Raw genomic sequence first — 25,610 nt, 5'->3', positions numbered from 1 at the left:
CGTTCTTGTGGGCGGGTATGTATGGAAGTGCCCCGTAATATCCCCTGAGCCAAGGACCGTGATCGACGATGAAGGTCGGCATCCCCCGCGAGGTCAAGAACAACGAGTTCCGGGTCGCCATCACGCCCGCCGGCGTGCATGAGCTGGTCCGAGGCGGCCACCAGGTCTTCATCGAGCAGAACGCCGGTGTCGGCTCCTCGATCACGGACGCCGAGTACGTCGCCGCCGGCGCCGAGATCCTCGGCACCGCCGACGAGGTCTGGGCGATCGCCGACCTGCTGCTGAAGGTCAAGGAGCCCATCGCGGAGGAGTACCACCGCCTCCGCAAGGACCAGACCCTCTTCACCTACCTGCACCTGGCGGCCTCCCGCGAGTGCACGGACGCCCTCCTGGAGTCCGGCACCACCGCCATCGCGTACGAGACGGTCGAGCTCGCCAACCGCGCGCTCCCGCTGCTCGCCCCGATGTCCGAGGTCGCGGGCCGTCTGGCCCCGCAGGTCGGCGCCTACCACCTGATGCGCTCGGCCGGCGGCCGCGGCGTGCTCCCCGGCGGCGTCCCCGGCACCCACGCCGGCGAGTGCGTGGTCATCGGTGGCGGCGTCTCCGGCTGGAACGCCGCGCAGATCGCCATCGGCATGGGCTTCCACGTGACCCTGCTCGACCGGGACATCAACAAGCTCCGCGAGGCCGACAAGATCTTCGGTACGAAGATCAAGACGATCGTCTCCAACGCCTACGAGCTGGAGAAGGCCGTCGTCGAGGCCGACCTCGTCATCGGTGCCGTGCTGATCCCGGGTGCGAAGGCACCGAAGCTGGTCACCAACGAGCTCGTCGCCAAGATGAAGCCCGGAAGTGTCCTTGTCGACATTGCGATCGACCAGGGTGGCTGCTTCGAGGACTCCCGTCCGACCACCCACGCCGAGCCGACCTTCCAGGTCCACAACTCGGTCTTCTACTGCGTCGCCAACATGCCGGGCGCGGTGCCGAACACCTCCACCTACGCGCTGACCAACGCGACCCTGCCCTACATCGTGCAGCTCGCGAACCTCGGCTGGGCCGAGGCGCTGCGCCGTGACCCCGCGCTCGCGCTGGGCCTCAACACCCATGGCGGCCAGGTCGTTTACGGTCCGGTCGCCGAGGCCCACGGCCTCCCGACCCTTGAGCTGAGCACGCTGCTCGGCTGAAGCGTCAACGACTGACGTCAATCTCACGTATCCGGCCGGACCTTGCCCCCAAGGTCCGGCCGGACGTGTTTGCCGGATGCGTGCGGGCGCTGCTCAACTCGCCTCGAACGTAACCCTTTAACCCTTTCGCACACCCGCGAAACTTCGCAGCGACAGCCCGGACGCCCTTGACAGAGAGGTGTTCGGTTGCCGACACATCGTTGCCGGTCCGACGGATTGTGTTGCCGCTGAGCGGTGACACGCCATAGAGTCGCCAACCGTCGGCATGGTGCCACGCTGACCTATCGATAAGTGTCCTGGTCACGTCCGAGGAGGTAAGACGACTTGTGAATGAGTCGACATTTGCTCCCGGAGGTGGTCGAGCAGGGACGCCTGACCGGGGCCAAGGACCCGCCGGGCTCGAAGCGGTCGGCTCCGTCGCAGTCCGCACCTTCGCAAACCACCAGCACATGACGACGCCCCAAAAGAGCATGGACGGCCTAGACGTGAACTCCAGGGCCGGCGACCTGAGCGGCGAAAAGCCCGTGGGTTTCGCCGACTATGAAAACGTGCCCGAAGGGCACTTCTACGACCCGGACGCGGAGTACGAACCCGACCCCGAGTACGCGGCCACCCTCGCCCCCGACGCTGCACGCCAGCGCCGGGAGCGGATCGGCCCGACCGGACGGCCGCTGCCGTACTTCCCGATCCCGGGTCCGCTGACCGACCACGGTCCGGCGACGATCATCGCGATGTGCAACCAGAAGGGCGGCGTGGGCAAGACCACGTCGACCATCAACCTGGGCGCCGCACTCGCCGAGTACGGGCGCCGCGTGCTGCTCGTCGACTTCGACCCGCAGGGCGCGCTGTCCGTGGGCCTCGGCGTGAACCCGATGGAACTCGACCTGACGGTCTACAACCTGCTCATGGAGCGGGGCATGTCGGCCGACGAGGTGCTGCTCAAGACGGCGGTCCCCAACATGGACCTGCTGCCGAGCAACATCGACCTGTCCGCTGCGGAAGTGCAGCTGGTCAGCGAGGTCGCGAGAGAGTCGACGCTGCAGCGGGCGCTGAAGCCCCTGATGGCCGACTACGACTACATCGTGATCGACTGTCAGCCCTCGCTCGGTCTGCTGACCGTGAACGCCCTGACGGCGGCTCACAAGGTCATCGTGCCGCTGGAGTGCGAGTTCTTCGCACTGCGCGGTGTGGCACTGCTGACCGAGACCATCGAGAAGGTGCAGGAGCGGCTCAACCCCGAGCTGGAGCTCGACGGCATCCTCGCCACGATGTACGACTCCCGTACGGTGCACAGCCGTGAGGTGCTGGCGCGCGTCGTCGAAGCCTTCGACGACCACGTCTACCACACGGTCATCGGCCGCACGGTGCGCTTCCCGGAGACCACGGTCGCCGGCGAGCCGATCACCACGTACGCCTCCAACTCCGTCGGGGCCGCCGCGTATCGCCAGCTGGCCAGGGAGGTGCTCGCCCGGTGTCACGCCGAGTGAGTCTGCCCGGAGCCGACGAACTGTTCCGTACGACCGGCGGGATGGCGCTCCAGGCGTCCTCGCCGAGGCGGGGCCCCGAGGAGTCACCCGCCGGGGAACACGCGGCGGCGTCGGCGGAGGGCACGGCGGGCGAAGGTCGCAGCCGGGAGGCGGCGGCCGGTACGGAGCCGGTGGTGGGAGCACCCCGGCGCCCGCAGGAAGGTTCTGTCAGCCCGGAACCGCGGCGGGGCAAGGGCCAGGGCCGCGGTGCGAACCGCCGGCCCAGCGGGCGTGAACGGCACGACGAGAAGATCACGGTCTACGTCTCCGCCGAGGAGCTCATGGACCTGGAGCACGCGCGGTTGGTGCTGCGCGGCGAGCACGGGCTCGCGGTGGACCGCGGACGCATCGTCCGCGAGGCGGTGGCCGTGGTCCTGGCGGACCTGGAATCCCGCGGCGACGCAAGCATCCTGGTCCGCAGACTCCGCGGCCGCTGACGGGCCGCCGGGCGCTGCCGCGACCGTGCTCCTGCTGCTCCTGCTTTTGATTGGGGCGGGTGGCGTTGCGGGGGCGGTGGTGGGTGGTGTTGTTCGGTGGTGGTGTTGATGGTTTTGGTGGGGCGGTGTGGGTGGGTGTGGGGGGATGTCCTGTAGGGAGGCCTGCAGCCGCCCCTGGTGGTGGGTGTTGGTGTCGTGTGCGGCCTGCGGCTGGTCTTTCCTGTAGGTCAGGACGCTCCCGTCGTTGTCCCGTCCTGTGTGCCCGCACTGTCTGACCGTTGTGCGCAGCTCTGTGCGCGGACCGGTCGTTCTTTGGCCGGCTGGCCGGCCGGTTGCCCGCCCGTCCGGCCGCTTGTGACCGTTGCTGGTGTCGGCGTGAGGTGCTGGTCCGGCCGGTGGGTGTGTCCATCTGTGGTGACCGTGGGCGATGTCGGCGTGATGATGCGCTCCTGCCCGTGGTGACCGGTGCCCCAGTCAGCGGGAGGGCCCGTGACGGGTGGTCGGAAGGCGGGGAGGGCGGGCCGCTGGGCCTTGTGTGACTGCACCCTGGGTGCGGATTTCGCGCTCCCGGCTCCGCGGCTGCCGCCCACCCACTCCCGGTGGGGTGTCTGGCTGCCGGCTGTGCGGCTTACGCCCGCCCCCTGCCGGTGGGGTGTCTGGCTGCCGGCTGTGCGGCTTACGCCCGCCCCCTGCCGGTGGAGCGGCTTGCTCCCGGCTGTGCGGCTTACGCCCGCCCCCTGCCGGTGGAGCGGCTTGCTCCCGGCTGGGTGGCTGCCGCCGGCACCTCCCGTCGGAGTGTCTGGCTCCCGGCTTCGTGGCTGTCGCCGGCACCTCCCGGTGGGGTGTCTCGCTACCGGCTGGCTGCCGCCCGCCCCTGCCGGAGGGGTGTCAGGCTCCCGTCCCCGTGGCTTCCGTCCACCCCTCCCGGTGGAGCGGCTTGCTTCCGGGTCCGTGGCTGCCGCCCGCCCCCTCCCCGTCCGCTTTCGTGCTCGGCTGCGTGGCTGCCGCGTCGGTCTCCCGGCTGGGGTGTGCGTTCCGGCCGCCTGGCTGCCGTCCACTCCTCCTGGCCGCCTGGCTGCCGCGCAGCCTTCCGGTGGCTTCCGTCCCGTCGTGCTCCGCCCGTCTGCTGTGGGCGGGTCCGGGGAGGGGGGTGGGGGGAGCGTGGCAGCCTTGGGGGTGGCCGCCGAACCCCTCCGTACCGCCTTGGACCGTGATGCCCCTTCCCGCCGATCCCGGCCGCCCCGCCCGCCGCAGTTTGGGTCGCGGGCCGGGTGCCCCGTCCGTGTCCGGGCCGCGAGACCCGCACGCGCCCCCTGGGGCGCCCGTGATGCCCGGGCCGGGCGAGGACCCCACCCGGCCCCCCGCGGCCGCTGAGGCCCCCGTAGGGGCCCCGGAGGAGGCCGTGGCGGGCGGAGCGGCAGCGTCCGTCGCCGGGGCGCAGTCCGACGGGCGGTTCACGCTGCGGCTCGCCAATTTCGAGGGCCCCTTCGACCTGCTGCTCCAGCTGATCTCCCGGCACAAGCTCGACGTCACCGAGGTCGCCCTCTCCAAGGTCACCGACGAGTTCATGGCGCACATCCGCGCCATGGGCCCCGACTGGGACCTCGACCAGACCACCGAGTTCCTCGTCGTGGCCGCCACCCTGCTGGACCTCAAGGCCGCCCGTCTGCTGCCCGCCGCCGAGGTCGAGGACGAGGCCGACCTCGCCCTGCTGGAGGCCCGTGACCTGCTGTTCGCCCGGCTGCTCCAGTACCGCGCGTACAAGCAGATCGCCGAGATCTTCGAGCGGCGCGCCGAGAGCGAGGGCCGCCGTTACCCACGCACCGTCGGTCTCGAAGACCACCACGCCGAGCTGCTGCCCGAGGTCGTCATCGGCATCGGCGCCGAGGGGTTCGCCCGGCTGGCGGTCAAGGCCATGCAGCCCAAGGCCAAGCCGCAGGTCTACGTGGACCACATCCACGCCCCGCTCGTCAGTGTGCGGGAGCAGGCCGCCGTGGTGGTCGCGCTGCTCAAGGCGCGCGGCGAGGCCACCTTCGCGGAGCTGACCGAGGACGCCGACGACACCCTCACGGTCGTCGCGCGGTTCCTGGCGCTGCTGGAGCTGTACCGCGAGAAGGCGGTGGTCCTCGACCAGGAGGAGGCGCTGCGGACGCTCACCGTCCGCTGGAGCGGCGGGGACGGCGACGGGATGCCGAAGGTGACCGACGAGTTCGACCGGATCGTGGAGGTCAAGGAATGACGACGGAGAGCGCCGTGGCGGCCCTCGCGCTGAAGCCCGCCCTGGAGGCCGTCCTCATGGTCGTGGACGAGCCCGCGACCGAGGCGCACCTGGCCAAGGTGCTGGACCGCGCCCCGCGCGAGGTCGCGGACGCGCTGCGCGAGCTGGCCGACGAGTACACCGTCCAGGGGCGGGGCTTCGAGCTGCGGCTGGTCGCCGGCGGCTGGCGGTTCTACACCCGGGCGGAGTACTCCGACGCCGTCGAGCGGTTCGTCCTGGACGGCCAGCAGGCCCGGCTGACCCAGGCGGCGCTGGAGACCCTGGCGGTGGTCGCGTACCGCCAGCCGGTGAGCCGCTCGCGGGTTTCGGCGGTCCGCGGAGTGAACTGTGACGGGGTCATGCGGACGCTGCTCCAGCGGGGTCTGGTGGCCGAGGCGGGCACGGAACCCGAAACAGGTGCGATCCTGTACAGGACGACGAACTACTTTCTGGAGCGGATGGGCCTGCGAGGCCTGGACGAGCTCCCGGAGCTCGCGCCCTTCCTCCCCGAGGCGGACGCGATCGAAGCCGAGACGCAAGAGGGTGTTCCGTCGTTCGATCCGGATGCACCGGATACCGATGAAGACGACAAGACGACGGAACTTTGATGCGAAGCAGCGGCAACGGCAACGGCGGCGGCAACAGGAACAGCGGCGGCGGTGGTGGTGGCGGGCGCGGTAACTCCCGCGGCGGCTCCTCCTCCGGCGGCGGTGGCTACCGCGGCGGCAGCTCCTCCGGTGGAGGCGGCCAGCGCGGCGGCTCCTCCGGTGGCGGTGGCAACCGAGGCGGCTCCAGCGGCGGTGGCTACCGCGGCGGGAGCTCCGGCGGCGGTTACGGCGGTGGCTCCGGCTCGGGCGCCCCGCGCGACCGTGACCGCGACCAGGCGCCGCAGCGTCCCCGCAACCCCCGCCCCGAGGAGCGCCGCTACGACGTCGGCCCCGAGGGCGAGCGCAGCCGCGGCGGTGCCCGTGGTGACTCGGCGCGCGGTGGCGCCAAGGGCGGTCCCCGCACCTCCAAGACCCCCGGCATCGGCGGGGCCGGCGGCCCGCGCCGCGGTCCCGGCAGCCGCAGCGGCCAGTCCCGCCCCCGCGAGCTGGACGCGCGGATCGAGGAGCGCGTGCGCGACCGGTACGCCGACAAGCCCGTGATCAAGACCCCGAAGACCTTCCCGGGCGCCGAGCAGGAAGGCGAGCGCCTGCAGAAGGTGCTCGCCCGTGCCGGCATGGGTTCGCGACGTGCGTGCGAGGAGCTCATCGAGCAGGCCCGCGTCGAGGTCAACGGCGAGATCGTGCTGGAGCAGGGCAAGCGCGTCCAGCCGAAGGACGAGATCAAGGTGGACGGCCTGACGGTCGCCACCCAGTCGTACCTGTTCTTCGCGCTGAACAAGCCCGCCGGTGTCGTCTCCACCATGGAGGACCCGGACGGCCGCCAGTGCCTCGGTGACTACGTCACCAACCGGGAGACCCGTCTCTTCCACGTCGGCCGGCTCGACACCGAGACCGAGGGCATCATCCTGCTCACCAACCACGGTGAGCTGGCGCACCGCCTCACGCACCCGAAGTACGGCGTGAAGAAGACGTACGTCGCCGCGATCACCGGTTCGCTGCCCCGCGACATCGGCAAGCAGCTCAAGGAAGGCATCGAGCTGGAGGACGGCTGGGCGCGCGCCGACAACTTCCGGGTGCTCGACCAGGTCGGCAAGAACTACATGGTCGAGGTGACCCTGCACGAGGGCCGCAAGCACATCGTCCGCCGCATGCTCGCCGAGGCGGGCTTCCCGGTCGACAAGCTCGTGCGGACCTCCTTCGGTCCGATCGAGCTGGGCGACCAGAAGTCCGGCTGGCTGCGCCGCCTGACCAACACCGAGGTCGGCATGCTCATGCGCGAGGTCGGCCTGTAGTAGGTCCCGCCCCCGGCGAGCGAAAAGCCCGCAGTGCCCCCGTGGCGCTGCGGGCTTTTCGCTTGTCAGGGACCCGCCCTCCTGTTTATAGTCAACCTGACCATTAAAGAGGGAGGAGGTCGGGCGCCATGAGCTGGACCGAAATACTGGGGTTCGCCACCGGAGCCCTGTGCGTCTGGCTCGTCGCCCGGCAGCACGTCGCGAACTGGCCGATCGGCATCGCCAACAACGTCTTCTTCATCGTGCTGTTCGAGCGCTCCGGCCTGTACGCCGACGCCGGACTGCAGATCGTCTTCGTCGCCCTCGCCGCGTACGGCTGGTGGACCTGGACCCACGGGGGTGGACCAGGCTCCGCACAGGCCCTTCCGGTGCGCCGCACCACGCGCACCGAATGGGCCGCGCTGGGCGCGGCGGGGGCGGCGGGGGTCCTCGGGCTCACCCTGCTGCTGGGCCGGATCACCGACTCCACCGTCCCGTTCTGGGACGCGCTGACCACCAGCCTCTCGCTCGTGGCCACGTACGGCCAGTGCCGCAAGCTCGTGGAGTCGTGGTGGCTGTGGATCGCCGCCGACCTCGTCTACATCCCCCTGTACGCCTACAAGGGCCTGTACCTGACCTCGGCCCTGTACGCCGGCTTCCTCGCGCTCTGCGTGGTCGGCCTGCTCGGCTGGCGGCGCACGCTGCCGGCGCGCGACGCCCGTACGACGGCTGCGGGGGCCACGGCATGAGCGCCGCGAGCTCCGCGAAGCGGTACGTCCACGGGCTGGTGCTCGGCAAGTTCTACCCGCCGCACGCCGGGCACCACCACCTGGTGCGCACCGCCCAGCAGCGGTGCGAGCGGCTGACGGTACTGGTGTGCGCCGCGTCGGTGGAGTCGGTGCCGCTCGCCGACCGGGTGGCGTGGATGCGCGAGGCGCACCCGGAGGCGCAGGTCGTCGGCGCCGTCGACGACGTCCCGGTCGACCTGCACGACCCGGCGGTCTGGGAAGCGCACATGGCCGTCTTCCGGGGCGCGGTGCCCGGTCCGGTCGACGCCGTGTTCACCTCGGAGGAGTACGGGACGGAACTCGCCCGGCGGTTCGGGGCCGAGGAGGTCTGCGTGGACCCCGGACGCACCCGCTTCCCCGTCTCCGGCACGGCCGTACGGGCGGACCCCGTCGGGAACTGGGAGTTCCTGGGGCCGGGCGTACGGGCCGCACTGACCCGGCGGATCGTCGTCCTCGGCGCCGAGTCGACCGGCACGACGACCCTGTCCCGGGCCCTCGCGGACCACTACCGGGCGCGCGGCGGAGTCTGGGCCGGGACGGGCTGGGTCGCGGAGTACGGGCGCACCTACAGCGAGGAGAAGCTCGCCTCGGCGCGCGCGGCGGACCCGGCGGCGACATGGGAGGACGTGTCGTTCACCTCGGCGGAGTTCCCCGTGATCGCGCGGCGGCAGGACGCGGAGGAGGAGCGGGCGGCCCGGACGGGTTCGCCGGTGCTGTTCTGCGACACGGACTCCTTCGCGACCGGCATCTGGCACGAGCGGTACGTGGGGGGCCGCAACGAGGAGGTCGAGAAGGTGGCCGCGCTGACGCACCGCGACCTGTACCTGCTGACGGACCACGCGGACGTCCCGTTCGAGGACGACGGCCTGCGGGACGGCCCGCACCTGAGGCCCTGGATGACGGAACGCTTCCGCGCGGAACTCGACCGGACCGGGCGTCGTTTCCTGCTCGTACGCGGTGACCGCGAGACGCGGCTGACGGCAGCGGTCGAGGCGGTCGACGAACTGCTCGGCGCGGGATGGCACTTCGCGGACCCCCTGCCGGAGAAGCGATGACGGCGGCCTACGACCCGTACGCCTTCGAACCGTTCGCGGTGACGGTCGACCTGGCGGTGTTCACCGTCCGCGGTGGAGCGCTGCACGTCCTGCTGATCCGCCGCGGCCAGAACCCGTACGCGGGAGCCTGGGCACTGCCCGGCGGCTTCCTGCTGCCCAGGGAGTCGGCGGAGACGGCGGCCCGCCGGGAACTGGCCGAGGAGACCGGCCTGCCGCAGGCGGTCGTCGGCGCGCTCCACCTGGAGCAGCTGCGCACCTACAGCGAACCGGACCGCGATCCCCGGATGCGGGTCGTCTCCGTGGCCTTCACCGCCCTGGTCCCGGACATGCCGGAGCCGGCGGCGCAGGGCGGCGGCGACGCGGACCGGGCGCGTTGGGTACCGGTGGGGGAGGCCGCGGACCTGGCCTTCGACCACGCGGTGATCCTGGCGGACGCCCGGTCGCGGGTCGGGGCGAAGCTGGAGTACACCTGCCTGGCCACGGGGTTCTGCCCGCCCGAATTCACCCTCGGGGAGCTTCAGTCCGTCTACGAGACCGTCTGGGGCACCGTCCTGGACCGTCCCAACTTCCGCCGCAAGGTCCTGGCGACGCCCGGCTTCGTCGAGGTGGTGCCGGGAGCCGCCCGACTGACCGGGGGCCGAGGCAAGCCGGCCGCCCTGTACCGGGCGGGCCCGGCGACATCCCTGCACCCCCCGCTGCTGCGCCCCACGGAAGGACACCCGAAATGACTCTGAAGAAGCGGGCGGCGACGGGAGCCCTCCTCGGCCTCGCCCTCGGCGACGCACTGGGCTTCCCGACGGAGTTCAACGACGTCCCGTCGATCCTGGCGAAGACCGGCCCGTGGCGTTCCATGGCCCTGCCCCGCCCGGCGATCGTCACCGACGACACCCAGATGACCCTGGCCCTGGCCCGCGGCATCCGGACGGCGACGGATCGCGGCACGGTGGGCCCGCAGCGGCTGGCCCGCCCGGTCCGCGAGGAGTTCGTCGACTGGTACCACTCGCCGGAGAACAACCGCGCCCCAGGCAACACCTGCCTGCGCGCCTGCCAGCTGCTGGACTCCCCGGAACGGGACTGGCGCGACGCCAGCCAGACCGGCTCCAAGGGCTGCGGGGCGAACATGCGGGTGGCTCCGGTGGGCCTGGTCCCCGGCTGGACGGACGAGGAACGGGCCGGCGCGGCCCAGCTCCAGTCGGCCCTGACCCACGGCCACCCGACGGCGCTCGCGGCCTCCGACCTGACGGCCCGCGCGGTGTACCTCCTCGCGCGGGGCACCGAGGTGACGGGCCTGGTCGGGCAGCTGCGCTCGTACGCCCTGCACCACCGCACGCACTACCACGAGCGCTGGCTCGGCGACCTCTGGATGCGCACGGCCTCGGACGCGACGCCGGAGTCCTTCATCGCGCGGGGCTGGGACGACTGCCTGGCCGTCCTGGACCGCCTGGCGGCGGCCCTGCGCCACCCCTCCCCGGAAACGGACCCGTGCCTCACCACGGGCGACGGCTGGATAGCGGAAGAGGCCCTGGCCACGGCCCTCCAGTGCTTCCTCCTCTTCCCGGACGAACCCCTGACGGCCCTGCGCCGCGCGGCCTGCACGAAGGGCGACTCGGACTCGATCGCCTGCCTGGCCGGCGCCTTCGCGGGCGCCCACCTCGGCGCGGACGCATGGCCCCGAGACTGGGAGGGCCGCATCGAATACCGCGAGGAACTCCTGGCCTTCGGCACCCTCTGGGACGTGTGACCGTGCTCGACGCCATGAGTGCCGACCTGTCCCCGGTGGTGGCGGACCAGCCCTTTCCGCTGTTGTTCGCCACGGTCTCGGGCGCCCACCTGTACGGCTTCCCGTCCCGGGACTCGGACATCGATCTGCGCGGTGCCCACCTCCCGCGTCCGCGCTGCCGTTGCAGCCGTCGTCGTACGACGCACTGGACGACCTCGTCGTACGGCGCCGGACGTTAGACGGCTGATGCCCGGCGGGTGCGGATCAGGAAGTCCTGTACGCGGGCGAGGTCCGGTTCTTCGGGGAGTGCGGTGGTGGTGAGGGCGGCCCCGGACTGGGCCGTCAGCCGGGTCATCCACGCGTCGACCTCGGACCAGGTGAGTTCGCCGCGCTTGACCGCCAGGAGCCGGTCGCGGTGCGGGGTGACGTCGATCGTCAGGCGGCCCGTGCGCAGGAGGTCGCGGCAGGACAGGAGCAGCCGCAGCAGGTGCATGGCGTGCTTCCAGCGCGGGGCGCCGTGGATGCGGACGTCCGCGACGAGTTTGGCGTGCTGGGAGGTCGCGTACCGGGTGAAGGAGGTGTGGGCCCGGCGGGAGAGGAAGGCCTCCCGGAGGGAGAGGAGTTCCTCGCCCACCGGGGTCACCCGTTCCACCAGCGGGGAGTGCAGGCACTCCAGGATGTTCGGGTTGGCGCGCAGGGCGAGTTCGCAGAAGCGTTCCAGCTCCCAGGAGAACTCCTCCTCCCGCGGGCCCTCCACATGCGTCGGCGGCTTCTCGAAGCGCCAGAACAGCGGTGTCGGGGCGACGTAGACGCCGCGCCGGTCGGTGTCGCTCGCCTCCGTCGCCAGGCCGAACGCCCGCGAGCCCATGACGCACGCGTAGACCGTGTGGTCGTGGACGAGGTCGAGGTGCGGGGATCGTGCGGGCGTCGTCGGCTGGTTCATCCCGGGAGCGTAGGCGGGAGCGGCTCCGCTACGCGAGCGAGATATCCCCGTCCGGGGCCACCGTGATCTGCTTCTCCGCCAGGGGGCGGGTCGCCGGACCGTGGGCCACCGCGCCGTCCGTGATCTGGAACTTGCTGCCGTGGCAGGGGCAGTCGATGGTGCCGGCCTCGACCTTGTTCACGATGCATCCCTGGTGCGTGCACACCGCCGTGAAGCACCGGAAGGACCCGGCCGTGGGCTGGGTGACGACGAGCTTCTCCTCCTTGAGGATCGTGCCGCCGCCCACCGGTACGGCAGAGGACTTGAGCAGTGCCGTTCCCGTTCCCGTTCCCGACGAGGAGGACGGCGTGGCAGCCGCCTGCGGGGTCGAGGGGCTGCCCGGCTCGCTCTTCGGGTTCTTCTCCTCGCTGCCGCACGCGGTGAGCGTGCCGCCCGCCAGCACGACGGCCGCTCCTGCCGCCAGTACCGTGCGTCGGGCCGTCGGCGTGGGGTCGCTCATGGGGTGCTCCTCGATCGGGGGTCCGGGAATGGCGTGCAGCATCCTGGCGCGTCACGGCTCCCAGGAGAAGACCCCGCGCCGCCCGGTTCCGGAGCTCAGGAGCCCTGATCCCACGGGGCCAACTCCGTCGGGCCGCCCGGCGTGCGCACGACCTCCCAGACGCGGACGACGGCCGCCCGGTCCAACGGGCCGTGGACGTGCGGGTAGCGGCCGCCCGATTCACCCTCGCGGCGGACCTCGGAGGTCAGGGCCCGCTCGTCGAGCTCGACGGCCAGCAGGGGACCCGGTGCTTCGCGGTAGTGCGCGTCCGCGATCGCGAGCACCGTCGGGCGGTCCGCCGAACAGTGCACGAAACCCTCCGAGTCGAGCGAGGAGGGGGCGTACGGGAGCTCGGGCGCGGCGGTCCAGTCGGCGAGCGGAACGATGTGGAAGATCATGCCCACGGTTCTACCGCAGTCGGGGCCGACGGCCCGCACCAAGTGGCAGCCGGGGGTGAACCGGGCGACATTGGCGATGTCCCGGTCCCCAGGGGCCGAGGCGGGGGCGCCCAGATCGCCGAGGCGCTGCCGGACGGCACCCTTCCGTCCCACATGACGGGCTGCCGGGCCCCCGTGCCGTGCGGGCTGGCTACCCTGGCCTGACTTGCCGTTACACCCCACACCCGCATCCCTGGAGCGCCCGTGAGAACCGCCGTCGTCATCGGAACCGGACTGATCGGCACCTCCGCGGCGCTCGCCCTGGCCGGCCGGGGGATCACCGTCCACCTCGTCGACCACGATCCGGCCCAGGCCCGTACGGCCGCCGCCCTCGGCGCGGGCACCGACGAGGCCCCCGACGGCCAGGTGGACCTCGCGATCGTCGCCGTTCCGCCGGCCCACGTGGCCGCGACGCTCGCCGACGCGATCGGTCGCGGGGTGGCCCGGGCGTACGTGGACGTGGCCAGCGTCAAGGGCGGGCCGCGCCGGGAGCTGGAGTCCCTGGGGGTGGACGTCGCCCCCTACATCGGGACCCATCCGATGGCCGGCAAGGAACGGTCGGGCCCGCTGGCCGCGACGGCCGACCTCTTCGAGGGCCGACCCTGGGTGCTGACCCCGACCCGGGACACCGACCACGAGGTGCTCAACCTGGCGCTCGAACTGGTGGCCCTGTGCAAGGCCGTACCCGTGGTGATGGACGCCGACGCGCACGACAGGGCCGTCGCGCTGGTCTCGCACACCCCGCAGCTGGTGTCCAGCATGGTCGCGGCGCGCCTGGAGGAGGCCGACGAAACGGCGGTGCGGCTGTGCGGTCAGGGCATCCGGGACGTGACGCGGATCGCCGCCTCCGATCCGCGGATGTGGGTGGAGATCCTCTCGGCCAACCCGGGTCCGGTGGCCGATGTCCTGGCGGGCATCGCCTCCGACCTGGAGGCCACGGTCGACGCACTGCGCGGTCTCCAGTCGGCGGACGTCGAGAAGCGGCGCGGGGGAGCGGCCGGCATCGAGGACGTCCTCAAGCGGGGCAACGCGGGCCGGGTACGGGTACCGGGCAAGCACGGAGCCGCCCCCATGGCGTACGAGACGGTCGCCGTACTGATCAGCGACCAGCCGGGCGAGCTCGCGCGGATCTTCGCCGACGCCGGGCGGGCCGGGGTCAACGTCGAGGACGTCCGCATCGAGCACGCCACCGGCCAGCAGGCCGGTCTGGTCCAGCTCATGGTCGATCCGAGGGCGGCCGCCGCCCTCACCGCGGAGCTGCGCGAACGCGGCTGGGCACTGCGCCAGCAGTAGTCCCGTCGGGTCGCCCGCCCGGTACTCCCCGGTACTGGGCGGCGCCCGCGCCCGGGGCCGGTAACCTTGGGGAGGGGCGCTTTGGCGCGCCCGGACACGTACGCGCAACCAGGAAGGTGCCCGCACCGTGGAAACCGCAGCTCCGTCCGCCGTGATCGTCGCCATCGACGGTCCCTCCGGCACGGGCAAGTCCAGCACCTCCAAGGCCGTGGCCGCCAAGCTCGGGCTGCGCTACCTGGACACCGGTGCCCAGTACCGGGCCATCACCTGGTGGATGATCACCAACGGGGTCGACACCGACGACCCGCACGCCATCGCGGTGGCCGCCGGCAAGCCCGGCATCGTCTCCGGTACCGACCCGGCCGCGCCGACCATCACGGTCGACGGCCTGGACGCCTCCGGTCCGATCCGCACCCAGGAGGTCACCTCCAAGGTCAGCGCCGTCAGCGCCGTCCCCGAGGTGCGCAGCCTGATCACCGAGCTCCAGCGCTCCATCGCCGCCTCGGCCGAGGGCGGGATCGTCGTCGAGGGGCGGGACATCGGCACCACCGTCCTGCCCGACGCCGACCTCAAGATCTTCCTGACCGCGTCCGCCGAGGCCCGCGCCGCGCGCCGCAGCGGTGAGCTGCGCGGCAAGGAGGCCACGGACCTCGCGGCCACCAAGGAAGCCCTGATCAAGCGCGACGCCGCCGACTCGGGCCGCAAGACCTCCCCGCTGGCCAAGGCCGACGACGCCGTCGAGGTCGACACCACCGAGCTCACGCTCGACCAGGTGATCGAGTGCGTCGTGACGCTCGTGGAAGAGAAGCGGGCGGGGCGCAAGTGAGCGGAACGCCCTCCCTCAAGGGTGCGGCGCTCGGCCGGCGGATCGGCATCGGCCTCATGTACGGGCTGTGGAAGCCGCGCGTGCTGGGTGCCTGGCGCGTGCCCGCCTCGGGCCCTGTCATCCTTGCCGTGAACCACGCGCACAACCTCGACGGGCCGATGGTCATGGGCACCGCCCCGAGGCCGCTGCACTTCCTCATCAAGAGGGAGGCGTACATCGGCCCGCTCGGCCCGTTCCTGGACGGGATCGGCCAGGTCAAGGTCGACCGTACGGGCACGGACCGGGGCGCGATCACCAAGGCGCTCGCGGTGCTGGAGAACGGCGGAGCCCTGGGGATCTTCCCCGAGGGCACCCGCGGCGAGGGTGATTTCGCCTCGCTGCGCGCCGGGCTCGCGTACTTCGCGGTCCGCAGCGGCGCACCCGTCGTGCCCGTGGCCGTACTGGGCAGCAGCGAGAGCCAAGGGCGGCTGGTCCGCGGACTGCCGCCGTTCAAGAGCCGCGTCGACGTCGTCTTCGGATCGGCGTTCGACGCGGGCGACGGCACCGGCCGCCGCACCCGTACGGCCCTGGACCAGGCCACCGTACGCATCCAGAGCAGGCTGACCGCCCACCTGGCCGACGCCAAGCGCCTCACCGGGCGCTGAGCGAGACTTGACCCCAGTAGTGGAACCGCGCTGCGCGGGCACCACCGATCACCACGAACGACGAGGAACGGACTTCATGAACGACCAGCACGACCACGGAGCGCTTGGCGATGCCGAGTACGCGGAGTTCATGGAGCTCGCCGCGGAGGAAGGCTTCGAGGTAGAGGACGTCGAGGGCGCGATCGCGGAGGCGGGCCACGGGCCGCTGCCCGTGCTCGCCGTCGTCGGCCGCCCGAACGTCGGCAAGTCGACCCTGGTGAACCGCATCATCGGCCGCCGCGAGGCGGTCGTCGAGGACAAGCCGGGCGTCACCCGCGACCGCGTCACCTACGAGGCCGAGTGGGCCGGCCGCCGGTTCAAGGTCGTCGACACCGGAGGCTGGGAGCAGGACGTCCTCGGCATCGACGCGGCCGTCGCCGCCCAGGCCGAGTACGCCATCGAGACCGCCGACGCGGTCGTCTTCGTCGTCGACGCCAAGGTCGGCGCCACCGACAGCGACGAGGCCGTCGTGAGGCTGCTGCGCCGGGCGGGCAAGCCCGTCGTCCTGTGCGCGAACAAGGTCGACGGCCAGAGCGGCGAGTCCGACGCGGCGTCCCTGTGGTCCCTCGGCCTCGGCCAGCCGCACCCGGTCTCCTCGCTGCACGGCCGCGGTACGGGCGACATGCTCGACGCCGTCCTGGAGGCGCTCCCCGAGGCGCCCGAGCAGACCTTCGGCGGCACCCCCGTGGGCGGCCCCCGGCGCATCGCGCTCATCGGCCGCCCGAACGTCGGCAAGTCCTCGCTGCTGAACAAGGTGGCGAAGGAGGACCGCGTCGTCGTCAACGAGCTGGCCGGCACCACCCGCGACCCGGTCGACGAGCTGATCGAGCTCGGCGGCGTCACCTGGAAGTTCGTGGACACCGCGGGCATCCGCAAGAAGGTGCACCTCCAGCAGGGCGCCGACTACTACGCCTCCCTGCGCACGGCCGCCGCCGTCGAGAAGGCGGAGGTCGCGGTCATCCTGATCGACACCACCGAGACGATCAGCGTCCAGGACCAGCGCATCATCACCATGGCCGTCGAGGCCGGGCGCGCGATCGTGATCGCGTACAACAAGTGGGACGAGCTCGACGAGGAGCGCCGCTACTACCTTGAGCGCGAGATCGAGACCGAGATGCAGCAGGTCTCCTGGGCGCCCCGGGTGAACGTCTCGGCGCTCACCGGCCGCCACATGGAGAAGCTGGTCCCGGCGATCGAGACGGCCCTCGCGGGCTGGGAGACGCGCATCCCGACCGGTCGGCTGAACGCCTTCCTCGGCGAGGTCGTGGCGGCCCACCCGCACCCGATCCGCGGCGGCAAGCAGCCCCGCATCCTGTTCGGCACCCAGGCGGGGAGCAAGCCGCCGCGTTTCGTCCTCTTCGCCTCCGGCTTCCTGGAGCACGGCTACCGGCGCTTCATCGAGCGCCGCCTGCGCGAGGAGTTCGGCTTCGAGGGGACCCCGCTCCACATCTCCGTGCGGGTGCGCGAGAAGCGCGGCGCGCAGTACAAGAAGAAGTAGCGGCGGCGGTCCGGGGTCAGTAGCCCCGGCGCGGAGCGGGCGGCAGGGCCGCCGGGATGTGCTGCATCCCGGTGTGGTGCTGCCGCCCGTTGGCGTATGCGGACCCGGGCGCGGGGCCCGGGCCGCCGGTCCCGCCACTGCCGGCCGCGGACCCGGCGTACGCGTACGAGGGCTGCGGCGCCGGGGCGTACGAGGCCGGCCACGGGTCGGTCTGCCACGCGTACCCGTTCCAGCCGCTTCCGTACGAGCCGCCTCCGTACACGGGCCCGCTGCCGTACGCGGGGCCGCCGACCGCGTACGCGCCGCCGTACGAGAACGCCGTGAACCCGAGGTCCTCCTCGCCGGTGCGGTCGCCCGGCAGGGCCCGGAAGGCGCGCAGGTACTCCGAGTACAGCGTGTCGTAGATCGGGGTGTGCGAGACGGCGGCCGGAGCGCTCTCCCGGTCCCTTGCGGGGCGCATCGGGGAGACGGTGCTCGCGTGGGCAGGGGCGCGGGAGGGGTCGTATGAATGCACGTATCAGCCAACGAACCCAGGGCCCCGCGGATGCGGGCGCGAAGCAGAAAACGCAGATCGCCGGGGGTGCACGCGCGTGACCGCGCACTCGACGGCCACCGGTGGCGTCCCCCTGCCGGCAAACGGCTGCGCCGCCCCCGACCGGGGGCGGCGCAGCCGTGCGGAAGTCCGTGGTGGCGTCAGGCGCCGGAGGTGCCTGCCAGCGGCATCGAGGCCGCCACGAGCTTGCCGCCGGCGGCGGCCTTGTCCAGCGCGTCGCGCAGCAGGTCCTCGCGGGGCTGCTGACCGATGGAGCCGACCGGGGCGGCGTAGACGAGGACGCGCTGGGTCTTGTTGACGGCGGCACGCCAGCCGTCGGTGACCGACAGCGCCTGGTGCGCCTGCCACCAGGCGACCTGGCCGCCGCCCTCGGCGCCGGGCTGGAGCACGGCGTGCAGCTGGCCCGCGGCGAGCAGCACGGACCAGCCGGCGAGCGGGGAGGGCAGCTCGGCGGTGTCGGTGACCGGGATGAACCCCTGCTCGATGAGGAGCGGCAGGAAGTCGTCGCCGGGGCCGGTGGTGCCGGGGCGGGCGATCGGCGCGGTCGGCTCGACGACGAGGGCGGGGTGCAGCTCGCCGCCGATCAGGATCAGCCCGCTGGTGATGCCGAGGACGGCCTGGCCGCCGGGCACGTTCTGCGGCGCGCGCCCGGCGAATCCGCCGGACGCCGCGGCGGGGCTGTCACCGGTGATGCTGCGGACCGCGCCCTGGAGCTGCTCCTCGGAGACGGTGACCACCTGCGAGGGGATGCAGCCGGCGTGGGCGAAGGCGAGGACGGCCGTCTCCTCGCCGACGAACAGCACCGTGCTGGTGCGGTCGGTCTCGGGGTCCCCGGGAGTGCGGCAGGAGGTGCAGTCGTAGCTGCGAGGTGCGTCGTCGCCGGTGAGCAGCCTCTCGGCTTCTTCGTCACCGATCTCGGCACGTACCTCATCACTGACGTCGAGCATGCGGGGCACGGGCTGGCTCCTCGGACTAGGCGGGGCCGGGCGGATCCCGGCACGCCGGGCTCAACGGTGGAGCGGTGGCCGGGGTCACGCCGTTGGAGGGAACGGAATCGAACCGGGCCCCCGGAGGGGTGAACGGTCGGACCGGGGCTTTGTTTTCGTGCCAACTGTTTTTTGGATGTGGCCAGTTGGTGGTCGGACCTGGCCGTTTCCGGCGGGGCCGGCGGCTCGGCCGACCGGGTGGGGTGCGGTACGGGCCGCGTGGCGGGCCCGGCGGGCGCCACGGGCCTGCGTAGCGTGACGCGGTGCCCGACCTCCGGATCCGGCGTGCCGTCCCGGCGGCCGTCGCTGCTGCTGCCGTGCTGGTCCTCGTCCTCGTACTCCCGTCGGGGGCCGGCGCGGCTCCGCCGCCCCCCGCGCCCGGGCCCGCGGGGGCGGCCCACCCCGGCTCGCCCGGGATCATCGGGACCGGGCCGGGGGACTGCGGGCCGGAGGGGGTATGGCCGTGGGACTGCGTGGCCGACTGCGAGAGCAGCGGGCGCTGGGCGGTCAACACCGGCAACGGCTTCTACGGGGGGCTGCAGTTCTGGCAGCCGACGTGGGAGGAGCACGGCGGGCTGGTGTTCGCGGCGCGGGCCGATCTGGCGAGCCGGGAGCAGCAGATCCGGGTGGCGGAGGACGTGCTGGGGTCCCAGGGGTGGGACGCGTGGCCGGTGTGCTCGAAGCGGTACGGGCTGGCGGGGCGCATGCACGTGGTCCGGACCGGGGACACCCTGGACGGGCTCGCCCTGCGGTACCGGGTGAAGGGCGGCCGGCAGGCGCTGTACGAGGCGAACCGGGCGGTGATCGGCCCGAAGCCGCAGGCACTCGTGGTCGGCACCCTGCTGACCCTCCCGGCTTCGGACCCGCCCGCTCCGGTGGCGCGGCCCACCCCGCCGACCCCGCCGGGCGCGTCCCCGGCTCCCTCGGCCGTGCCGACCCCGGCCCCCGCGGGCCCGGTGGTCGGGCCGAGTCCGGCAGCGCGTCCGGCCCCGGTGGCGAAGCCCGCATCCCCGGCGGCGCGTCCGGTGCCGAGACCCGCATCCCCGGCGCCACGTCCGGTGGCGAGGCCCGCAGTCACGGCGGCCAAGCCTGCGGGCTCGGCGGCGCGGCCGGGTTTTTGACGGGGCCTCGGGGCGGCCCCGGCCCGTGACGGCCCGTGGGGGGCCTGGCCGGTGCGCTCGGGCGCGGGGGCGATTCGGAGGGCGGGCTGCCGGGAGGCAGACTGCTCGGCATGCTGGAGACCTCCGCACGACTGCTGCGCCTGTTGTCCCTGTTGCAGGCCCACCGCGAATGGACCGGCGCCGACCTGGCGGAGCGCCTCGGCGTGACCCCGAGGACGGTGCGGCGCGACGTGGACCGGCTCCGGGAGCTCGGTTACCCGGTGAACGCCAGCCCCGGCACCGGCGGCGGGTACCAGCTGGGTGCCGGGGCCGAGCTGCCGCCGCTGCTGCTGGACGACGACGAGGCCGTCGCCGTGGCGGTGGGCCTGCGGACGGCCGCGGGGAACGGCGTCGAGGGGATCGGGGAGGCCTCCGTACGGGCGCTCGCCAAGCTGGAGCAGGTGCTGCCGGGACGGCTGCGGCGCCGGGTGTCGGCGCTCAACGAGTTCACCGTGCCCATGCTGCGCGGCCCGGGTCCGACCACCGTGGACGCCTCCGTGTTGACCGACCTCGCCGCCGCGTGCCGGGACAGCGAGCGGCTGCGCTTCGGCTACCGGGACCACGAGGGGAACGTCAGCCGCCGCGTGGTGGAACCGCACCGGCTGGTGTGCACCGAGCGGCGCTGGTACCTGGTCGCCTGGGATCTGGACCGGGAGGACTGGCGGACTTTCCGCGCCGACCGGATCGATCCCAGACCGCCGCACGGGCCGAGGTTCACCCCGCGTCCGGCCCCCGCCGAGGACCTCGCCGCGTACGTGTCGCGCGGCGTGGCGCAGCACGCGTACGCGGCCAAGGCGGTGCTGAGGCTGAAGGTGCCGGCACGGGAGGCGGCCCGGATCGTGGGGCCCAGCGACGGGTCCCTGGAGGCGCTCGACGCCGACAGCTGCCTGCTGCACACGGGAGCCGTGAACCTCGACGTACTCGTCATTCACGTCATGCTGCTCGGCTGTGAGTTCGAGGTGCTGGAGCCGCCGGAGCTGACGGACCGGATCAGGGCGGCCCGGGACCTTCTCGGTCGGGCCGTGGAGAAGATGTAAGGAAACCGAGGGGGTTCATCGGGCAGTGCCAGGCGGGCCGGCGCAATCCCGTTGGAAATTCCGGGGGTCCGGGACGGAATGCGAAACGCGCTGTGGGCGGGCCGTGTCGCGAGCCGGAAAAAGAATGGCGCACGGGCACTTCGGCGGTGCTGCGGATGAAGCGCGCCCCGTCAAAGAACTGTCGACATTCCGTGACACAAGCGTGACCCGGTACGGACGAACCTCCGGGCGCTGCGCTGACGTTCCGGTCATCTGCACGAGGAAGACCACCTAAATGGCCGAGGCGGGCCGGGTGATGACCCGGCCCGCCTCGGTGGTGCGGGGGAGGTGGTGCGTACCGCCCCGCGGAGTTGCGTACGACCCGCAGCGTCCCGTGCGGGTGGTCAGCCGCCGGTGGCCGGACGGGCCGCGGCCCGTCCCGCGGCGGCGGGCCGCTCGGTGTGGGCCGGGCGGCGGCTGCCGGCAGGCGTGACCGGGGTCCGCTCGGACCGGATCAGGTGCGGCCGGCCGGAGACGTGCGCGGCGGGTCGGGGCACCGGGGCGTGCCCCGCACCGGCCGCCTGCACGGTCGCCGCGACGGGCGCGGTGGTCGGTGCGGCGGCGGGCTCCCGCGTGCCGGCGGCATCGGTGGGGAGCCGGAGCTGCCACTTGCCGCCCGCGGAGAGCAGCGGCGTGAGCGCGGCGGCGACCGGGGCGGGCACGGTTCCGGTCTCCAGCCGGCGGCGCAGCCGCTCCCGCAGGGCGAAGACCCGGGCCTCGGCGCCGGCGATCAGCGGCTCGAACCAGGGCAGCGCCAGCATGATCAGCAGACCCGCGGACCAGCCGAGCAGCACGTCGCTGACCCAGTGCGTGCCGAGGTACACGGTGGTGGCGCCGACGCTCAGCGAGACGGTGGCGGACACCACGGACAGCACCCGCCGGGTGACCGTGGTGGAAGCCAGGTAGGCCAGGATTCCCCAGGTCACGACGGCGTTGGCGGTGTGGCCGGAAGGGAATATATCGCCGCCGGCGAAGAGCTCGGCCGAGCCGATCTGGGTGGCGTAGTGCGGGCCGAGCCGGCCGAGACCGAGCTTGACGGCGCCGACGGTGATGTTGAGCAGGAGCAGCGCCACGCCGAGGGTGATCAGCGGGCGGAGGGTGTGCTGGCGCCAGGAGCGCCAGCCGAGCCAGGCGGCGACCATGACCGCGGTGGGTCCGCGCTGGCCCAGGACCACGAGGTAGTCGAGGAACGCGTGCAGCTGCGGCCACTGCTCGTAGGGCCGGAAGAACATGACCTGCCAGTCCAGGCGGACGAGCCAGGACGTGGTCAGGACGGCCACCACGATCGCGAGGTAGAACGCGAGGGTCGATCCGAGGAGCACGACGCGGTGCCGGCTCATCTGCGGTGTTTGCAGATGAGCCGGTCGCTCTGGTTCCCGGTCCAGCCGGGCGAACACACGCTCCAGACGGGTCAGGATTTGGTCGGTACGCACTCAATCGACGTTACCGCGCGCCGATGGGCGGCCCGGTCGAATCACGGGCTTTGTGATGACCATGTGATGTGGAGTTGGTCTCACGCGGGACTTAATTGCTCGGATTTCGGCATTAGTTGGAGCTGCCGCGATCCATTGCCCCGGCCATTGTTTCGCATGCTTAGTCGGGCTTTATCGCTGCCGCGCAATTACTTTGCTCAAAGATGGATCGGAATGATCCGTTCCTTGATGAGGGCCTACGGGGGCCCCGACCCGTTCAGCCAGAAGGCCCCGTAAACCGCCGACGCCAACGCCGCCGCGCCCAGTACCGCGACCGCCCGGCCGGTCCGCCACCGGGCCAGCGCCACCGCCGCCGGCAGCAGCAGCGGGAACGCCGGGAGCAGTAGCCGCGGCTTGGATCCGAAGTACCCCGACGCGCACAGCGCCAGCGCCACCACGATCCCGCAGTACACCAGCAACGGCGCCGGCTGCCGCTGCTTCAGGCACAGCCGGTACAGCCACAGCACCAGTACGACGCCGGCGATCAGCCCGACCCCGGCCAGGGCCGCGGACGACGCCAGCTTCGCCCCGATGAACCGGGCGAACGCCCAGCCGCCGTCGAAGCCGTTGCCCCAGCCGCCCTGCACGTCCAGGTAGCCGAGCAGCCCGTGGCCGGTGCGCGCCCCGACCCACAGCACGTACGCGGCCGCCCCCAGCGGGGCCAGCGCCGCCCCCGCCGCCATCCGCCAGGACCGCTCCCCGCGCCGCCGGGCCAGGGCGGCCGCCACCCACACCGCCGCCACCACCGCGGCGCCGACCGGGCGGGTCAGACCCGCCCCCGCCGCGAGCAGGCCGGCGGTCAGCCACCGGCCGCGCAGGGCTCCGTACAGCGCCCAGGCGGCCAGCGCAGTGAACAGCGACTCGCTGTACGCCATGGACTGCACGATGCCGACGGGCAGCGCCGCCCACACCCCGGCGGCGAACACGCCCGCCCGGCGGCCGTGGACGAGGTCCGCGACGGCGAAGATCCCCCAGGCCGCCGCGAGCCCGGCGACCGCCGAGACGACCAGGCCCGCGGAGCCGTAAGACAGCCCGGTCGGCGCCGCGACCAGCCGTTCCAGCCACGGCAGCAGCGGGAAGAACGCCAGGTTCGAGTGCACGTCCCCGTTGGGGAGGAGCACCTCGTACCCGTACCCCTCGGCGGCGATGCGGGCGTACCAGAGCGAGTCCCAGCGCGCCGACAGCAGCGTGTGCGGGCTGCTGTCGACGGCGGCGCCCCACGCCGCGAGCACGGCCAGCCCGAGGAGCCGGACCGCCGCGAAGACGGCCAGGGCGGGCGCGGCCCGGCGAAATCCAAGATCTTTCACGGGCATGATTATCGGTGGCGCACGTGGGTGCCGTCAGCGCAGAACCACGGGTCGTGACCGCGCGTGTACGCGGTGGGGGCGCCGCCCGGGCACCACCCGGGCGGTAGCGGGGAGGAGGGGTGATCCGAGTGGCGCACACCACACCGCGGTCGCCGCCGCGGTGAGAGCTTGGCCACGTGTCGGGCAGACGAACTCGCGTACGCTGACCGTTCACTCGCCTGTCGATGCCGGACCCCGTAGGACGCCGCACCGCGCACCACCCCCGTGGCTCCTCAACACGCTGGTCCGCCGAGTGCGAGCGATCATCTGGGAGGTACATGCATGTCGGGGACGAACGCGGCCGCCTTCCGGCTGCGGCTGCGAGCCGCCTCCGGCGGGGCCAACCGCTGGCTCGTCCTCGCGGTCCTGTGCGTCAGCCTGGTCCTCGTCGCGCTCGACGCGACGATCTTGCACGTAGCCGTCCCCTCCGTCACCGAGGACCTGCGCCCCGGTGCGGTCGAGCTGCTCTGGATCGTTGACGCCTACCCGCTGGTCTGCGCCTCCCTGCTGATCCTCTTCGGCACCCTCGGGGACCGGGTCGGCCGCCGCCGGATACTCCTCATCGGCTACGGGCTCTTCGGCGCGGCCTCCCTGCTGGCGGCCCTCGCCGACAACGCCCAGGTCCTCATCGCCGCCCGCGCCCTCCTCGGCGTCGGCGGCGCGATGATCATGCCGGCCACCCTGTCGATCCTGCGCCAGGTCTTCCCCGACCGGCGCGAGCGGGCCCTCGCCATCGGCATCTGGACCGCCGTCGCCGCCATCGGCGCGGCCAGCGGACCGGTCCTCGGCGGCTTCCTGGTCCAGCACTTCTGGTGGGGCTCGGTCTTCCTGATCAACATTCCGCTGATGGCGCTGATCCTGCCGCTCGGCCGCTGGCTGCTGCCCGAGTCCAAGGGCTCCTGCGAAGGACCCTGGGACGTGCTCGGCGCGCTGATGGCCGCCGCCGGCGTGCTCTGCGTGGTCCTCGGCGTCAAGAGGCTGGGCGCCGAGCGCCGGCTCCTGGACGCCGAGGCGCTGGTGCCGCTGCTGCTCGGTGCGGTGCTGTTGATCCTGTTCGTACGGCGGCAGAAGCGGCGTCCGCACCCCCTGATCGACATGCGGATGTTCTCGCGCGCGGCCTTCTCCACGTCCGTCGGATGCATCGTGCTCGCCATGCTGGCGCTGGTCGGGCTGGAGCTGATCGCGGTCCAGTACCTCCAGCTGGTGCTGGAGCTGAGCCCGCTGGAGACCGGACTGCGGCTGCTGCCGCTCACCTTCGCCGCCATGGCCGCAGGCGCCACCGGGTCGTACACGCTGGCCCGGATCGGGCCGCGCACCATGGTGTCGCTGGGCTTCGTCCTGACGGCCTGCGGCGTGCTACTGCTGACCTTCATGGGCCAGCACGACCGGCCCGCGCTGCTCACGATCGGGTTCATCGTCCTCGGCTTCGGGCTGCAGACCACCTTGTTCGCGGCGTACGAGTCGATGCTGAGCGAGGCGCCCGCGGACACCGCCGGGGGCGCGGCTTCCATAGGCGAGACCTCGTACCAGCTGGGCGCGGGCATGGGCATCGCCCTGCTCGGCAGCGTCATGAACGCGGCCTACGCGCCGGGGCTGCTGCACGTGCCGGGGGTGTCGGCCGCGGACGCGGCCGACGCCGCGAACTCCCTGGGCGAGGCCTACCAGATCGCGGGCTCCCTCGGCGGCGCGGCGGGCGAGTCGCTGTACGCGGCGGCGCGGCACTCGTTCGTGCACGGGCTGCACGTCACGCTCGTGGTGAGCGCGGTGCTGCTGCTGGCGGGCGCCGCGATGGCGCTGAAGCTTCCGCGGGTCATGGAATGCCCCGACCCTGCCGAGGGCGAGACCGAACCCCTGCGGCTCCCCGCCCAGGCGGGTCCGGACGCCCCCCGCATCCCGGCTCCGGCGACGACGCCGGACCGCGACACGGTGGTCCCCGGCCGCGCGGGCTGACCA

General features: G+C 72.7%; 24 protein-coding genes and 1 pseudogene. 18 read left to right on the top strand and 7 right to left on the bottom strand.

The window, feature by feature from the left end:
- The first annotated feature begins 68 nt into the window (after nt 1-68).
- The 11 genes and pseudogenes from ald to OHA65_RS09730 form a co-directional block, all read left to right on the top strand.
- A complete protein-coding gene (gene ald, locus OHA65_RS09780) occupies nt 69-1,184 on the top strand; it encodes an alanine dehydrogenase (protein WP_327282741.1) in 1,116 nt (371 codons plus the stop codon).
- Between the two features lie 326 nt (nt 1,185-1,510).
- Nucleotides 1,511-2,671: a ParA family protein gene (locus OHA65_RS09775; RefSeq protein ID WP_371646450.1), complete on the top strand. Its 1,161-nt coding sequence runs from the start codon at nt 1,511-1,513 to the stop codon at nt 2,669-2,671.
- Nucleotides 2,656-3,147 carry a hypothetical protein gene (locus tag OHA65_RS09770; RefSeq protein WP_327282739.1) on the top strand — a complete coding sequence of 164 codons (492 nt, stop codon included), beginning with the start codon at nt 2,656-2,658 and terminating at the stop codon, nt 3,145-3,147. The genes OHA65_RS09775 and OHA65_RS09770 overlap by 16 nt, the downstream gene beginning before the upstream one ends.
- Before the next feature lie 1,213 nt (nt 3,148-4,360).
- Nucleotides 4,361-5,386, top strand: a complete 1,026-nt coding sequence (locus tag OHA65_RS09765; RefSeq protein WP_328765162.1) for a segregation/condensation protein A — start codon at nt 4,361-4,363, stop codon at nt 5,384-5,386.
- Nucleotides 5,383-6,012 (top strand): SMC-Scp complex subunit ScpB, encoded by a 630-nt coding sequence (scpB, locus tag OHA65_RS09760; protein WP_327282738.1) that lies wholly within the window; start codon nt 5,383-5,385, stop codon nt 6,010-6,012. Before OHA65_RS09765 ends, scpB begins: the two co-directional genes overlap by 4 nt.
- Nucleotides 6,012-7,304 (top strand): pseudouridine synthase, encoded by a 1,293-nt coding sequence (locus OHA65_RS09755; protein WP_327282737.1) that lies wholly within the window; start codon nt 6,012-6,014, stop codon nt 7,302-7,304. Before scpB ends, OHA65_RS09755 begins: the two co-directional genes overlap by 1 nt.
- A 128-nt stretch (nt 7,305-7,432) precedes the next feature.
- Complete coding sequence (gene pnuC, locus OHA65_RS09750) at nt 7,433-8,032, top strand: nicotinamide riboside transporter PnuC (RefSeq protein ID WP_327282736.1); 600 nt, start codon at nt 7,433-7,435, stop codon at nt 8,030-8,032.
- Nucleotides 8,029-9,126 carry an AAA family ATPase gene (locus OHA65_RS09745; protein WP_327282735.1) on the top strand — a complete coding sequence of 366 codons (1,098 nt, stop codon included), beginning with the start codon at nt 8,029-8,031 and terminating at the stop codon, nt 9,124-9,126. Before pnuC ends, OHA65_RS09745 begins: the two co-directional genes overlap by 4 nt.
- Nucleotides 9,123-9,854 carry an NUDIX domain-containing protein gene (locus tag OHA65_RS09740; RefSeq protein WP_327282734.1) on the top strand — a complete coding sequence of 244 codons (732 nt, stop codon included), beginning with the start codon at nt 9,123-9,125 and terminating at the stop codon, nt 9,852-9,854. The genes OHA65_RS09745 and OHA65_RS09740 overlap by 4 nt, the downstream gene beginning before the upstream one ends.
- Nucleotides 9,851-10,867, top strand: a complete 1,017-nt coding sequence (locus tag OHA65_RS09735; RefSeq protein WP_327282733.1) for an ADP-ribosylglycohydrolase family protein — start codon at nt 9,851-9,853, stop codon at nt 10,865-10,867. Before OHA65_RS09740 ends, OHA65_RS09735 begins: the two co-directional genes overlap by 4 nt.
- Before the next feature lie 14 nt (nt 10,868-10,881).
- A pseudogene (locus tag OHA65_RS09730) lies at nt 10,882-11,010 on the top strand (DNA polymerase beta superfamily protein); the annotation flags it as partial.
- Nucleotides 11,011-11,081: 71 nt separating this feature from the next.
- Here OHA65_RS09730 and OHA65_RS09725 read toward each other — a convergent pair.
- The 3 genes from OHA65_RS09725 to OHA65_RS09715 form a co-directional block, all read right to left on the bottom strand.
- Entirely contained in the window at nt 11,082-11,789 is a 708-nt protein-coding gene (locus tag OHA65_RS09725) for a DNA polymerase beta superfamily protein (protein ID WP_327282732.1), read from the bottom strand.
- 28 nt (nt 11,790-11,817) lie between these two features.
- Nucleotides 11,818-12,288, bottom strand: a complete 471-nt coding sequence (locus OHA65_RS09720) for a Rieske (2Fe-2S) protein (protein WP_327282731.1) — start codon at nt 12,286-12,288, stop codon at nt 11,818-11,820.
- A gap of 95 nt (nt 12,289-12,383) precedes the next feature.
- Nucleotides 12,384-12,878, bottom strand: coding sequence for a DUF952 domain-containing protein (locus OHA65_RS09715; protein ID WP_327282730.1), 495 nt, complete (start codon nt 12,876-12,878; stop codon nt 12,384-12,386).
- A 90-nt stretch (nt 12,879-12,968) separates the two neighbouring features.
- Here OHA65_RS09715 and OHA65_RS09710 point away from each other — a divergent pair, with 90 nt between their 5' ends.
- From OHA65_RS09710 to der, 4 genes are all read left to right on the top strand, one after another.
- Nucleotides 12,969-14,057 carry a prephenate dehydrogenase gene (locus OHA65_RS09710; RefSeq protein WP_327282729.1) on the top strand — a complete coding sequence of 363 codons (1,089 nt, stop codon included), beginning with the start codon at nt 12,969-12,971 and terminating at the stop codon, nt 14,055-14,057.
- 127 nt (nt 14,058-14,184) lie between these two features.
- Complete coding sequence (gene cmk, locus OHA65_RS09705; protein ID WP_327282728.1) at nt 14,185-14,883, top strand: (d)CMP kinase; 699 nt, start codon at nt 14,185-14,187, stop codon at nt 14,881-14,883.
- A gap of 56 nt (nt 14,884-14,939) precedes the next feature.
- The gene (locus tag OHA65_RS09700) at nt 14,940-15,527 is read left to right on the top strand and encodes a lysophospholipid acyltransferase family protein (protein ID WP_327285593.1); all 588 of its coding nucleotides are present in this window, start codon (nt 14,940-14,942) and stop codon (nt 15,525-15,527) included.
- A gap of 76 nt (nt 15,528-15,603) precedes the next feature.
- Nucleotides 15,604-17,064 carry a ribosome biogenesis GTPase Der gene (der, locus tag OHA65_RS09695; protein ID WP_327282727.1) on the top strand — a complete coding sequence of 487 codons (1,461 nt, stop codon included), beginning with the start codon at nt 15,604-15,606 and terminating at the stop codon, nt 17,062-17,064.
- Between the two features lie 16 nt (nt 17,065-17,080).
- On the opposite strand, the gene OHA65_RS09690 is transcribed toward der, so the two are convergent.
- The gene (locus OHA65_RS09690) at nt 17,081-17,524 is read right to left on the bottom strand and encodes a hypothetical protein (RefSeq protein WP_327282726.1); all 444 of its coding nucleotides are present in this window, start codon (nt 17,522-17,524) and stop codon (nt 17,081-17,083) included.
- 233 nt (nt 17,525-17,757) lie between these two features.
- Nucleotides 17,758-18,573 carry a hypothetical protein gene (locus OHA65_RS09685; protein ID WP_327282725.1) on the bottom strand — a complete coding sequence of 272 codons (816 nt, stop codon included), beginning with the start codon at nt 18,571-18,573 and terminating at the stop codon, nt 17,758-17,760.
- Nucleotides 18,574-18,866: 293 nt separating this feature from the next.
- On the opposite strand from OHA65_RS09685, the gene OHA65_RS09680 reads away from it, so the two are divergent.
- Entirely contained in the window at nt 18,867-19,724 is an 858-nt protein-coding gene (locus OHA65_RS09680) for a transglycosylase family protein (RefSeq protein ID WP_405761749.1), read from the top strand.
- 110 nt (nt 19,725-19,834) lie between these two features.
- A complete protein-coding gene (locus OHA65_RS09675; RefSeq protein WP_327282724.1) occupies nt 19,835-20,800 on the top strand; it encodes a YafY family protein in 966 nt (321 codons plus the stop codon).
- A gap of 383 nt (nt 20,801-21,183) precedes the next feature.
- On the opposite strand, the gene OHA65_RS09670 is transcribed toward OHA65_RS09675, so the two are convergent.
- Nucleotides 21,184-22,272 (bottom strand): phosphatase PAP2 family protein, encoded by a 1,089-nt coding sequence (locus OHA65_RS09670; protein WP_327282723.1) that lies wholly within the window; start codon nt 22,270-22,272, stop codon nt 21,184-21,186.
- A gap of 236 nt (nt 22,273-22,508) precedes the next feature.
- Nucleotides 22,509-23,624, bottom strand: coding sequence for a hypothetical protein (locus tag OHA65_RS09665; protein ID WP_405761747.1), 1,116 nt, complete (start codon nt 23,622-23,624; stop codon nt 22,509-22,511).
- Nucleotides 23,625-23,939: 315 nt separating this feature from the next.
- Here OHA65_RS09665 and OHA65_RS09660 point away from each other — a divergent pair, with 315 nt between their 5' ends.
- Nucleotides 23,940-25,607 (top strand): MFS transporter, encoded by a 1,668-nt coding sequence (locus tag OHA65_RS09660; protein WP_405761745.1) that lies wholly within the window; start codon nt 23,940-23,942, stop codon nt 25,605-25,607.
- Nucleotides 25,608-25,610: the final 3 nt, after the last annotated feature.

The organism is Streptomyces sp. NBC_00045 (assembly GCF_045041095.1).
Classification (GTDB): domain Bacteria; phylum Actinomycetota; class Actinomycetes; order Streptomycetales; family Streptomycetaceae; genus Streptomyces.
This window is presented reverse-complemented; position numbering and strand designations above follow the sequence as displayed.